At 67.9% G+C, this 11,235-nt stretch carries 10 protein-coding genes; 7 read left to right on the top strand and 3 right to left on the bottom strand.

Annotation, left to right across the window (positions count from 1 at the left end; all coding sequences use genetic code 11):
* Window positions 1–32: 32 nt before the first annotated feature.
* Window positions 33–1,640 carry a sulfite exporter TauE/SafE family protein gene (locus ITX31_RS04415; RefSeq protein WP_228528949.1) on the bottom strand — a complete coding sequence of 536 codons (1,608 nt, stop codon included), beginning with the start codon at window positions 1,638–1,640 and terminating at the stop codon, window positions 33–35.
* A gap of 131 nt (window positions 1,641–1,771) precedes the next feature.
* Between ITX31_RS04415 and ITX31_RS04410 the strand changes: the two genes are divergently transcribed.
* Genes ITX31_RS04410 through ITX31_RS04400 form a run of 3 tightly spaced genes read left to right on the top strand, consistent with a single transcriptional unit; the run spans window position 1,772 to window position 4,457 of the window.
* Window positions 1,772–2,380 carry a rhodanese-like domain-containing protein gene (locus ITX31_RS04410; protein WP_194782222.1) on the top strand — a complete coding sequence of 203 codons (609 nt, stop codon included), beginning with the start codon at window positions 1,772–1,774 and terminating at the stop codon, window positions 2,378–2,380.
* Window positions 2,377–3,138, top strand: a complete 762-nt coding sequence (locus tag ITX31_RS04405; protein WP_194782221.1) for a sulfite exporter TauE/SafE family protein — start codon at window positions 2,377–2,379, stop codon at window positions 3,136–3,138. The genes ITX31_RS04410 and ITX31_RS04405 overlap by 4 nt, the downstream gene beginning before the upstream one ends.
* Window positions 3,139–3,167: 29 nt before the next feature.
* Window positions 3,168–4,457, top strand: coding sequence for an APC family permease (locus ITX31_RS04400; RefSeq protein WP_194782220.1), 1,290 nt, complete (start codon window positions 3,168–3,170; stop codon window positions 4,455–4,457).
* 55 nt (window positions 4,458–4,512) lie between these two features.
* Here ITX31_RS04400 and ITX31_RS04395 read toward each other — a convergent pair whose 3' ends face one another.
* Window positions 4,513–5,904, bottom strand: a complete 1,392-nt coding sequence (locus ITX31_RS04395; RefSeq protein WP_194782219.1) for an MBL fold metallo-hydrolase — start codon at window positions 5,902–5,904, stop codon at window positions 4,513–4,515.
* A gap of 174 nt (window positions 5,905–6,078) precedes the next feature.
* Between ITX31_RS04395 and ITX31_RS04390 the strand changes: the two genes are divergently transcribed.
* The 4 genes from ITX31_RS04390 (at window position 6,079) to ITX31_RS04375 (ending at window position 9,971) form a co-directional block, all read left to right on the top strand.
* Entirely contained in the window at window positions 6,079–6,630 is a 552-nt protein-coding gene (locus ITX31_RS04390) for a gluconokinase (RefSeq protein ID WP_228528948.1), read from the top strand.
* A 36-nt stretch (window positions 6,631–6,666) separates the two neighbouring features.
* On the top strand, window positions 6,667–8,070 hold the full coding sequence (locus tag ITX31_RS04385) for a GntP family permease (protein ID WP_194782218.1): 1,404 nt from the start codon (window positions 6,667–6,669) through the stop codon (window positions 8,068–8,070).
* An 82-nt stretch (window positions 8,071–8,152) separates the two neighbouring features.
* Complete coding sequence (locus ITX31_RS04380) at window positions 8,153–8,926, top strand: SDR family oxidoreductase (RefSeq protein WP_194782217.1); 774 nt, start codon at window positions 8,153–8,155, stop codon at window positions 8,924–8,926.
* A gap of 10 nt (window positions 8,927–8,936) precedes the next feature.
* Complete coding sequence (locus ITX31_RS04375; RefSeq protein WP_194782216.1) at window positions 8,937–9,971, top strand: L-idonate 5-dehydrogenase; 1,035 nt, start codon at window positions 8,937–8,939, stop codon at window positions 9,969–9,971.
* A 132-nt stretch (window positions 9,972–10,103) separates the two neighbouring features.
* On the opposite strand, the gene ITX31_RS15780 is transcribed toward ITX31_RS04375, so the two are convergent.
* Entirely contained in the window at window positions 10,104–10,619 is a 516-nt protein-coding gene (locus tag ITX31_RS15780) for an HNH endonuclease (protein ID WP_416354778.1), read from the bottom strand.
* Between the last annotated feature and the right edge of the window lie 616 nt (window positions 10,620–11,235).

The raw sequence follows: 11,235 nt of genomic DNA, 5'->3' as shown, positions 1-11,235 counted from the left end.
AACGCAGGTCACAAAGGCGTGATCTGCGTTCCCTACTGCAGGGAGCAGGCGGAGCGGACGAAGCCGTACGCCGCAGCCGTGAATTCAACCGGCGGTTCCAGCCTCAGTTGGCCGTTGCGCGCGGCGGCACTTTCCACCTCCAGTGGAAACCTTGTTCCAGCCTTGTCCTCGGCCAACCCGTGCTCGTCGCAGCGGGCGGGAACGGCGTGCAGCTCAATCACCGACGGCCCGTCAGCTGCATCCACCCCGATCTCCCGCGGCCAGGGGTGGCCCGGCGCTTCGGTGAGCAGCGTCGTCGAACCGATTCGTACCCTGAGCCCGCCGGACCCTCCGCTCGGAGCCACCCGAATGCGAACGACGGCGGACTGCCCGTCCGCAGCGACCTCGAGGTCCGGCGCCAGGGTAAAGGATGCAACGGAGTCGACCTCCTGCCGCAGGCAATCCTGGCCGTGGGCCTGGGCGACCGTCCGGTAGGGGTCTGCCGCCGGCAGGACGAGTTCCTTCTCAGTGCCGGTGTCAGCGCCACTGCCGGCGCCAGAGCCGGCGCCCGCGCCCGCAGCGCCAAGCTCCAGCCGGACATCGGCCTCGAAGCCTTCACCGTTGTTGCCGCAGGCCGCTGCGGGTAGTTCCACCGGAAGCGCCACCCTGCCGCCCGGGCGCAGGGTGGCGGCATCGCCGTCGGCCGGAGTCCACGGCGCGGGTCCGGAGTAGGCGGCGCTCTCCAGCTGGGCGGCGCTGATCACCAGGTCCTCCGCAGTGTGGTTCTCCACCAGTACATTCAGGCTCCGTTCGCCGAAGCTCAGCCGGCTCGACGCCAGGCTGGCACTGGCCGCGGGCGGATCTGCCGGCGGCCCGGCGGCAGCGCCGGGCAGCAGCTTCGGCACCGTCTGCACCAGCACACCCAGGGCGACAGTAAAGATCACCGCCGCGAAGATCCGGCTCACCAGTGCCTCGTCAAGGCGGTGGGCCAGCCGCGCAGCAGCCAGCGACGAGGCAATCGCCACGGCGGCGAAGCTCAGGGCCAGCGGCCAGTCGATGACTAGGCCGTCCAGGTGCGCTGCGAAACCGGAGGCTGAATTGACGGCGATGATCACCAGCGAGGTGCCAATGGCGCGGGGCACCGGCACGCCCAGCAGCAGGGTCAGTGCGGGAATGATGAGGAAGCCGCCGCCCACCCCGAGCATCCCGGTGAGGAAGCCGACGAGCAGTCCCACGGGAATGCCGCGCAGTGCCAGTCCGCCCCAGCCGTCCAGCTCAGCGGACCGCGCAGCGGGATTCGTCTTCCTGGCGCCGGCCAGCATCCGCACTCCGGCGAGAATCATGACCAGGGCAAAGCACAGCATCAGCCAGTTAGGGTCCAGCAGTTCTCCTACCGCGGTCCCGGCCCAGGACGCGGGGATCCCCGGCACGGCGACCAGGAGCACCAGCGGCCAGCTCACGTCCCGGCGGAGCCTCGGCAGTGCGCCGGCCACCGATGCCAGCCCGACGACGATCAGGGACGTGGGTACGGCCTCCTCCGGGTCCAGCCCCACCACGTAAACCAGGGCCGGCACGGCAATGATTGCGCCGCCGGCGCCAACGAGTCCCACGACGGCGCCGACGGCCAGTCCCACTGCCAGGCCGAGCAGCACCGTCTCCATGGAGCAACAGTCCCAGATTCGGTCGGCGTGGGAAAGGGGTAGCGAGCTCGGATACCCCCGGGGGTGTTTTGCATACCCCCACGGGTATGTGGGAACGTAGAGGTTCCCCCACTTCCTCCGAAAGGACCCCCATGACTGCGAACACCACCGCGGCCGTAACCTCCGTCGATGCCGAGACACTGCGCACCTGGATGAAGGATCCTGATGACCTGATCGTCATCGACGTCCGTTTCGCGGCCGAGTTCGAAGCCATGCACATCCGCGGTTCCTACAACGTGCCGCTTCCGCTGCTCTCCGAGCACACCGATGAGCTGGCCGAGCGGCTGGGCAAGCGCGTTGTCCTCGTGTGCCAGTCCGGCACCCGCGCCGAGCAGGCCCGCACCCGCCTTGGCGGCGCAGGCATCGGATCCGCCCACGTGCTGACCGGCGGCGTTCCCGCCTTCGCTGCTGCAGGCGGCGACGTTGTCCGCGGGCAGAAGCGGTGGGACCTGGAACGCCAGGTCCGCATGGTGGCCGGCTCCGCCGTCGTCCTGGGGCTGGCCGGCGGCCGCTTTGTTTCCCCGAAGCTGCGGATGCTTGCCGGCGGCATTGGTGCCGGGCTGACCTTCTCCGCGGCAACCAACTCCTGCGCCATGGGTGCGGCCCTGGCCAGGATGCCGTGGAACAAGACCGCTTCCGAGCCCACGCGCGAGTCCGCCATCCAGTCGCTGCCCAAGCAGGGCGGACCCGTAGCCTCATGACTTCCACGCTGGTGCTGGTGCTCAGCCTGTCCCTGCTGATCGGTCTGTCGCTTGGCCTGCTGGGCGGCGGTGGTTCGATTCTGACGGTGCCGATCCTGGTCTACGTGGCCGGGTTCGGCGCCAAGGAGGCCATCGCCTCCTCACTGTTCGTCGTGGGCGTTACCTCGGCGGTGAGCGTGATCGGCCACGCACGCAACGGCCGCGTGCGCTGGAAGACCGGACTCATCTTCGGCGCCGCCGGTATGGCCGGCGCGTTTGGCGGCGGCCTGCTGGGCAGCCGGATTCCTTCCGTGGTGCTGATGATCGCGTTTGCGCTCATGATGATCGCGACGTCGGTTGCCATGCTCCGCGGCCGGCGCAAGGTCGATCCGGACAAGGCGTATTCTGACCTGCCGATCCTGCGCATCCTGGCGGACGGCGCGGTGGTTGGCCTGGTGACCGGCCTGGTCGGTGCCGGCGGCGGATTCCTGGTGGTTCCGGCCCTGGCACTGCTTGGCGGCATGCCGATGGCCATGGCGGTGGGCACCTCACTGGTGGTGATTGCCATGAAGTCCTTCGCCGGACTTGCCGGATATCTGACTACGGTGCAGATCAACTGGAGCATGACCCTGGCGGTTACCGCGATGGCCATTGTCGGCTCGCTCATCGGCGCCAAGCTGGTCGGCCGGATTCCCGAGGCTGCCCTCCGGAAGGCCTTTGGCTGGTTCGTGCTGGCCATGGGCGGCTTCGTGCTGGTCCAGGAAATCCTGGGCATGTAACACAGCCGCGGCCGGGGCATACTTGCCGTATGGGCAACGAACCCCGGCCGCCGGCTCCCGGATCTTCAGGTGCGCCGGTCCTGGCCCGCCGGCTCGGCACCGCAGACGCCACCCTCATCGGCCTCGGCTCCATGGTTGGAGCCGGGGTTTTTGCGGCTTTCACTCCTGCGGCGGCCGCCGCGGGTTCAGGACTGCTGGTCGGACTCGCCGTTGCCGGGCTGGTGGCCTTCTGCAACGCCACCTCCTCCGCCCAGCTGGCAGCGGTCTATCCCGCGTCCGGCGGGACGTACGTTTACGGGCGGAAACGCCTGGGCCCCTGGGCCGGTTTCCTGGCCGGCTGGGGCTTCGTCATCGGCAAGACCGCCAGTGCGGCCGCCATGGCCATGACCTTCGCAGCCTATGCGGCACCGGCCGGCTGGGAGCGGCCAGCGGCGGTGGCCGCCGTTGTGCTCCTTGCTGCCGTCAACTACCGCGGCATTACCCGCACCGCCCTGCTGACCCGGATCATTGTTGCCGTGGTGTTCGCTGCACTGGCCCTGGGCATGGTTGCCGCCTGGGCCGGCACGGACCCAAACGCCAGCAGTTTCCTCTCTGAGGGGCTGCTGGCCGGCGGGTGGTACGGGATCCTGCAGTCCGCCGGACTGCTCTTTTTCGCTTTCGCCGGCTATGCCCGGATCGCCACCATGGCAGAAGAGGTCCGCGACCCCTGGCGCACCATTCCCCGCGCCATTACGCTGGCCCTGGGCTTAGCCCTGGCGGTTTACGCGGTGGTTGCCGTAACGCTGCTGGCGTCGCTGGGGCCCGACGGCGTTGCCGCCGCCCCTGCGCCCCTGGCCGCCGCCGTCGAAGCGGGCCCGCTGGCCTGGGCTGGTCCGGTGGTGCGGATTGGTGCCGCAGCCGCCTCCCTGGGAGCCCTGCTGGCGCTGATCGCCGGGCTCGGCCGGACCGCCCTGGCCATGTCCCGCGGCGGAGACCTGCCCGCCTGGCTTGCAGCGGTCCATCCGACATACCAGGTGCCGCACCGTGCCGAGGTGGCGATCGCCGTCGTGATCTGCTGCGTACTTCTGGTAGCCGACCTGCGCGGAGCTATCGGCTTTTCGTCCTTCGGTGTGCTGGTCTACTACCTCGTGGCCAACCTGGCCGCCCTGACGCAGCCGTCGGCGGACCGCCGCTATCCCCGGGCACTCCAGGTCCTGGGGGCTGTGTCCTGCGCCGTGCTGGCACTTACCCTGCCCCTGGCCTCGGTGCTGGGCGGGGTGGCGGTCTTCGCCGTGGGCGTTGTGCTGCGGCTGGTGCGCCTGCGGGCTCAGCGGAGGTAGTTACGGGGGCAGCGAAAAACCCCGGTCCGCGCGGACCGGGGATTTTTCGCTGCTGTTACGAAGCGTGGGCGGCAGCCCAGGCAGGGTAGGCGCCTTCGAGCTCGACGACGTCGTACCCTGCGTTGCGCAGGGCGTTGCCGACGATCGAGCTGCGCATGCCGCTGGCGCAGTAGGCAACGATCTTGCCGTCGGACGGCAGCTGATCCAGGTTCCACAGCGCACGTCCGCCGTGCAGCTGGTGCGAGCCGGGGATGTTGCCGGCCGCGTGCTCTATGCGGGCACGGACGTCCAGGACCATAGCGGCGTCGAAGGAGTCCAGCTCCGTGGCGGAGATGGTTGCCGGTGCGGACTGGGGGAGTCCTTCCAGGCTGGTGACGAAGCCGGCGACGTCGTCAATGCCAACGCGTGCCAGTGAATCGCGGACGGCGTGGGCCTGGTCCTGGTTCGCGGTGAGCAGGATCAGCGGACGGGTGCTCTCTGATTCGGGGTCCACGGCCCAGGCACCGAAGCTGGCGGTCTTGCCGCCGGCGGGGATGTGCAGGGCGCCGGGGACGGTGCCCTGGTGGAGCTCGGGGACGCTGCGCGTGTCCACGAAGGTTGCTTCGCGGGTTTCCAGGCGGGACACGACGTCGGCCGCAGGGATTTCCGCCAGCGGTTCGCGCGGGCCCATGACTGCCGGGCCCTGCTTGTTCTGCTTCTTCATGCGGGCAAAGTAGGCGTGGGCCTCGGGCTGCCCGTCGAGGAGTTCGTGAATGAAGCCCTGCTCGTCATTCGCGGCGAGGTACTTGCCCCACCAGGCGTACAGGCGCTCGTAGCCCACCGTGGAGGAGGGGATGGCGCCCAGCGCCTTGCCGCAGGCGCTGCCTGCGCCGTGGCCCGGGTGCACCTGGACGTAGTCGGGCAGCGTGAGGAACTTGTCCCGCAGGCTGGCGAACATCTGCTTGGCGCCTTCGAAGCGGGTGTCGACGCCGCCGGCTGCTTCGTCGAGCAGGTCCGGGCGGCCGAGGTCACCGGCGAACACGAAGTCCCCGGAGAGCAGGTAGCCGGCCTGGTCGGTGAACGCGCCGTCGGTCACCAGGTAGGAGAGGTGCTCGGGGGTGTGGCCCGGGGTGTGGAGGGCCTTGATGGTGAGGTTGCCGATGGTGATGGCATCGCCGTCGTACATCCGGGTGCCTTCGAAGCCGTACTGCCAGTCGGCTCCGCCTTCACCGGAGATGTAGATCTGCGCGCCGGTGGCTGCGGCGAGTTCACGGGTGCCGGAAAGGTAGTCGGCGTGGATGTGGGTCTCGGTCACCGCGGTGATCTTCATGCCTTTCGCAGCGGCAAGTTCAAGGTAGGGGGCGACGTCGCGGCGGGCGTCGACGACGATCGCCTCGCCCAGGCGCTGGCAGCCGATGAAGTAGCTGGCCTGTGCCAGGTCCTCGTCGTAGATGCGTTCGATGAGCATGGGTACTCCTTTGGGGATCGGGGTACTACAACCGTAATACCCCCAGGGGTATAAATCAAAATACCTATGGGGGTATGCGTGATCGCTGCGTGTTTGCCGCCGTCGTTGTGGGTGCTATCTTGGTCCTGATAAATCTGATTTATTACTGGCCCAGCCACGAGCAAATCAGATGTAATGACGCGTCTGAGGAGTTTTGCCATGCTGTTGGCGAACGAGCAATATCCCCCGCTTGTGGTGATGGGAGTACAGGGCTGCGGCAAGTCCACCGCCGGACAGGCCGTGGCGGCCCGGCTGGAACTGCCGTTCCTGGACGGTGACGACCTGCATCCGGCCAGCAACAAGGCAAAGATGGCCTCCGGGCATCCGCTGACGGACGAGGACCGCGAGCCATGGCTGCGCGCAATCGGCCGTGAGCTTGCGGCCGGGCTCGAAAACGGAACCGCCACCGTGGTTGCGTGTTCGGCGCTGAAGCGCCAGTACCGTGATCTGATCCGCTCCTTCGCGCCGGGCACGCAGTTCATCCACATGGAGGGCTCCCGCGAGCTGATCGCAGAGCGGCTGAGCCGGCGGGACCACGAGTACATGCCGCCGACCCTGCTGGACTCGCAGTTTGCCACCCTTGAACCCCTCGGCGAGGATGAGGCCGGAATCCGGCTGAGCATCACGCTGACCCTAGATGAAATCGCGGCGGCCGCTGCAGCTGCGTTCACCCCTGCCGGGTCCTGACCCCGGCAACACACCCCCCATCCTGATAGGACGACGATGACCGATCTTGAGCTCAACTGGACGCTGGGAACTCCCGGCCTCCTGCTGATCGCCGTTGCAGCAATTGCCCTGCTGCTCGTGATGATCATGAAATTCCGTATCCACGCCTTCCTGGCGCTGATCGTGGTCAGCCTCCTGACCGCGGTTGCGACCGGCGTCCAGGCCGGGGACATTGTGCCGACGCTGCTGAGCGGCTTCAGCTCCACCCTGGGCAGTGTGGCGCTGCTGGTCGGTCTGGGCGCCATGCTTGGCCGCATGCTGGAGGTCTCCGGAGGAGCTGAAGTGCTCACCAACGCGCTGATCAACAAGTTTGGCCAGAAGCGCGCCTCCCTGGCGCTCTCTGTGGCTTCGCTGCTGTTCGGTTTCCCGATCTTCTTCGACGCCGGCCTCGTGGTCATGCTGCCGATCATCTTCACCGTTGCCCGCCGCATGGGCGGATCGCTGCTGACCTACGCCTTCCCCGCAGCTGCAGCCTTCTCAGCGATGCACATCTTCGTGCCGCCGCATCCCGGCCCCGTGGCCGCCACCGGCCTGCTGGGCGCCGACGTCGGACTGGTCCTGATCTTCGGCCTCATCGTCGCGATCCCCACCTGGTACCTCGCCGGTTACCTGTTCGGCCACTTCCTGGGCCGCAAGTTCAACATCCCGGTACCCACCCTCCTCGACGCCCCCAGGGGATCGGTTGAGTCCGAGTTTCGTTCCTCCCCCAGCCTGGGCAGCATCATCACCCTTCTGCTGCTCCCGTTCGTCCTGATCTTCCTGAACACCGGCCTGAATATGGCTGCCACCGCTGAGCTGGTCTCCCTGGAGGACACCTGGGTGCAGGTCCTGCGCACGCTCGGCGAAACGCCGGTAGCCCTGCTGATCACCGTCTTCCTCGCAATGTGGCTGCTCGGCCGCCGCCAGGGCAAGAAGGGCTCCCTGATCGAGACCGTTGTGGACTCCGCCCTCGGCCCGGTCTGCTCGATCATCCTCATCACCGGTGCCGGCGGCATGTTCGGCGGCGTGCTGCGTGCCAGCGGCATCGGCAACGCGATCGCGGACTCTCTGGACGCGATCGGTCTGCCCGTCATCGTGGCCGGCTTCGTGATCGCCGCGATCGTGCGTGTTGCGCAGGGCTCGGCCACCGTTGCCCTGACGACCGCAGCCGCCCTGGTGCAGCCCGTGGTCCTGGACAACCCGGACTTCAACGCGGTGCAGACCGTGGCAATCGTGCTGGCGCTGGCCGCCGGCTCGGTGTTCGCCGGCCATGTCAACGACTCCGGCTTCTGGCTGGTCAGCCGGTTCTTCCAGATGGACACCAAGACCACGCTGAAGACCTGGACCGTTGGCCAGGCGCTGATCGGCGTCATCGGCTTCATCCTGGCCCTGGCGATCTACCTGGTCGCCTCAGGGTTCTAGTACATCCATCCGGCCGGGAGCAGCCTTGCTCCCGGCCGTTTTGGTACCCGGATTCCCCGGGTTCCGGAGAGGAGCGGCAGCGATGGCTGCAGACATGTTTGATATTTCCGGGCGGGTTGCCCTGGTGACCGGTTCCAGCCGGGGAATTGGCAACGCGATTGCCCGCGGGCTGGCAGGTGCGGGCGCCGTCGTCGTCCTGAACGGCCTGGATGCCCGCCGGCTGGAAGCTGCGCGGTCCGCGCTGGCCGCGGAGTTCGGCGAGGACCGGATTTTCGCCCGCCGCTTCGATGTCACGGACGCCGCTGAAGCGGCCGACGGCGTTGCCTGGGTGGAGCGCGAAGTCGGTCCGCTCGAGATCCTGGTCAACAACGCCGGAGTGCAGCACCGCGTGCCGATGCTGGAGCTCGACGTCGCGGACTGGGAACGCGTGCTGCGCACCAACCTGACCAGTGCGTTCCTGGTGGGGCGGGAGGCTGCCCGGCACATGATTCCGCGCGGACGGGGCAAGATCATCAACATTGCCTCCGTGCAGACAGACCTGGCGCGGCCGACGATCGCGCCGTACACCGCGTCCAAGGGCGGAATCCGGAACCTGACCCGTGCCATGACGGCCGAGTGGGCCGCCGAGGGACTGCAGATCAATGCGATTGCGCCCGGCTACATCCACACCGAGATGACCCAGAACCTGGTCGATGATGAGGCGTTCAACTCCTGGATCCTGGGCCGCACTCCGGCGCACCGGTGGGGCAGCGTGGAAGACATTGTGGGCCCGGCAATCTGGCTGGCGTCCGATGCGTCCAATTTCGTCAACGGTCAGGTCGTCTTCATTGACGGCGGCATGACCACTGTGGTCTGAGGAGGAAACCATGGAAACTCTTGGGGTAGTAGCTCACGGTGCCGGTGACCTGCGGGTTGAACCCGTTGAGCCTGGCGTACCGGCGGCCGATGAGGCTGTTGTTGAGATCGTCTACGGCGGGGTGTGCGGATCGGACCTGCATTACTGGCAGCACGGTGCTGCGGGCGAGTCGATCCTGAAGGCACCGATGCTGCTGGGCCATGAAGTTGTGGGGCGGGTTGCGCGGGCTGCGGCCGACGGTACCGGACCGGCGGAGGGGACCGCCGTGGCCGTTCATCCGGCGACGCCCGGTCCCGGAGACGGGTCCCGGTACCCCGAGGACCGGCCCAACCTGTCACCGGGCTGCACGTATCTGGGCAGTGCTGCCCGGTTCCCGCATACCGAGGGTGCCTTTGCCCGGTTCGTGAACCTGCCGGCGCGGATGCTCCGGGTGCTGCCGGAGAACCTGCCGCTGCGGCGCGCTGCGCTTGTTGAGCCCGCCGCCGTTGCCTGGCACGCAGTTTCGCGTGCCGGCGATGTGCGGGGCAAGCGGGTGCTGGTCACCGGCTCGGGCCCGATTGGTGCGCTGATCACGGCGGTGCTTCGGGCACGCGGTGCGGGGGAGATCATCACGACGGACATGCACGAGTTCCCGATGGAAACCGCGCGTGCCGTCGGTGCCGACCGCAGCCTCCTGGCGACTGATGCCGACGGTATTGCTGCGGTGGATGCCGACATCTGTTTCGAGTCCTCGGGCAGTTACCGCGGCCTGATGTCTGCTGTTCAGGGTGCGACCCGCGGCGGACGGGTTGTGATGGTGGGACTGCTGCCGTCCGGCGAGCAGCCGGCACTGATTTCGCTGGCGATCACGCGCGAGCTGGAACTGGTGGGCTCCTTCCGGTTCAACGACGAGATTGATGAGGTTATCGCTGCCCTCGCCGACGGAAGCCTGCAGGCCGATCCGGTGATCACCCACGAATTTGCCGTGGAGGATGCGCTGGAGGCGTTCGAAGTTGCCAGGGACGCCTCGGTTAGCAGCAAGGTTCTGCTGCGCTTCGGGAACTGAGCGGACTGAGGCTGGGCTGGGCTGGGCGAGGCAGGGCTGGCCCGGGTGGCCTGGCTGGCCCGGGCCGAGCCGGACGAAGCTTGCCAGCTCGCGCTGAGGTGGATCGGCTCGGTCTGCTCGGGCCGGTGGCCCCTACGGGTGCGCACCGGAATGGTCCGCATCCATAGTCTGGTTGCCTCGCAGCTGAGTCGGGACGCCCGGGAGCGGCGGAGCCGTCGAAGCGTAGAGGTGGCCGGTAGGCGTGGTGATCCTGACGGAGTGCCGGTGCGACGAGGTGGAGGGCGCCGGCGTGGAGATCGATGGCCGGAGCATATGTGCAGATCTTCCCGGCACGCTCCGGCTCGCTGCACCCGACGTTTCTGTCCGGGCGGCACTGGCATCGGCACTGGCACTCCAGCCGGGTGCTTCCTTGGCCTGGTTGCAGGCTTCGCACAGTCCCTGTCCGTTGGAGTAGCTGGTCGGTCCGCCTTCTGCGTGGGGACGGATGTGGTCGATGTGCCGGATAGGCGCATCACACCAGGGTGTGCGGCAGGTTTGGTCCCGGGTGCGGATCATTCGTGCCAGGCCCGCCGGGAAGGCCCGGGCTTTGGCTTCCATCGCTGTCAGGTCCCCGGAGACAGGGTCAAGGTAGAGACGGCGCAGGCTCACTGCAGAACCATGTTCCATTGCTGTTCCGGGCATCCTCCCCGTTCCGGAGGTCGATACCGGCGCGGCCATCGTCCCTGGCATGGATCTGGACCCGTCCGCCAATCTCGAGTCCCTCCCCGGGGTGGACCCTGGCCCGGACGTCGACCCTTCCGCCGGTGTGGACCGCACGGGTTTTGGTCCCGGCCCGGGCTTCGACTCCTGCGAGGGCGGGGGCTTAGGCACCGGCACCGGCTTTAGTCCTGCCGCCGGCTCCGTTTCAGGCAGTACCGCCGCTGCTTGACCGGAACTTTCCCTGCCAGGCGATGCCTCCCGGTACCTGAGTGTGCCCAATGCCGAGCGGATCAGGTCCCGACCCCACGCACCGGGGACGATCCCGTACCCGGGGAAGTACGCCGGTGCATTAGCGGGCACGCCGGTCCCTGTTGATCCCGGTCCGCCCATTGCCGGCACTCTCACCACGCCCTGTCCGGCCTGCGCTTCCTGTCCTGCCGCTGCGTCGTGTCCTGCCCGCGCTTCCTGTCCTGCCGCTACGGCGTGTCCGGCCGAGGTGTCTTCTCCAGCCTCGGGATCCGGGTGCAGGAGATCGGTGAACAGGGTCCGGTCGCTGATGACCAGC

It is taken from the genome of Arthrobacter gandavensis, assembly GCF_015355785.1.
Classification (GTDB): domain Bacteria; phylum Actinomycetota; class Actinomycetes; order Actinomycetales; family Micrococcaceae; genus Arthrobacter_B; species Arthrobacter_B gandavensis_A.
Note: the sequence above shows the minus strand (reverse complement) of the source record. Positions and strands in the feature narration are given on the sequence as shown.

Bases quoted from the DNA above. Each gene is read 5' to 3' on its own strand.
- ITX31_RS04415 (WP_228528949.1), bottom strand. From the start codon at position 1,640: ATGGAGACGGTGCTGCTCGGCCTGGCAGTGGGACTGGCCGTCGGCGCC.
- ITX31_RS04405 (WP_194782221.1), top strand. From the start codon at position 2,377: ATGACTTCCACGCTGGTGCTGGTGCTCAGCCTGTCCCTGCTGATCGGT.
- ITX31_RS04380 (WP_194782217.1), top strand. From the start codon at position 8,153: ATGGCTGCAGACATGTTTGATATTTCCGGGCGGGTTGCCCTGGTGACC.
- ITX31_RS04390 (WP_228528948.1), top strand. From the start codon at position 6,079: ATGACGCGTCTGAGGAGTTTTGCCATGCTGTTGGCGAACGAGCAATAT.
- ITX31_RS04385 (WP_194782218.1), top strand. From the start codon at position 6,667: ATGACCGATCTTGAGCTCAACTGGACGCTGGGAACTCCCGGCCTCCTG.
- ITX31_RS04400 (WP_194782220.1), top strand. From the start codon at position 3,168: ATGGGCAACGAACCCCGGCCGCCGGCTCCCGGATCTTCAGGTGCGCCG.
- ITX31_RS04395 (WP_194782219.1), bottom strand. From the start codon at position 5,904: ATGCTCATCGAACGCATCTACGACGAGGACCTGGCACAGGCCAGCTAC.
- ITX31_RS04375 (WP_194782216.1), top strand. From the start codon at position 8,937: ATGGAAACTCTTGGGGTAGTAGCTCACGGTGCCGGTGACCTGCGGGTT.
- ITX31_RS04410 (WP_194782222.1), top strand. From the start codon at position 1,772: ATGACTGCGAACACCACCGCGGCCGTAACCTCCGTCGATGCCGAGACA.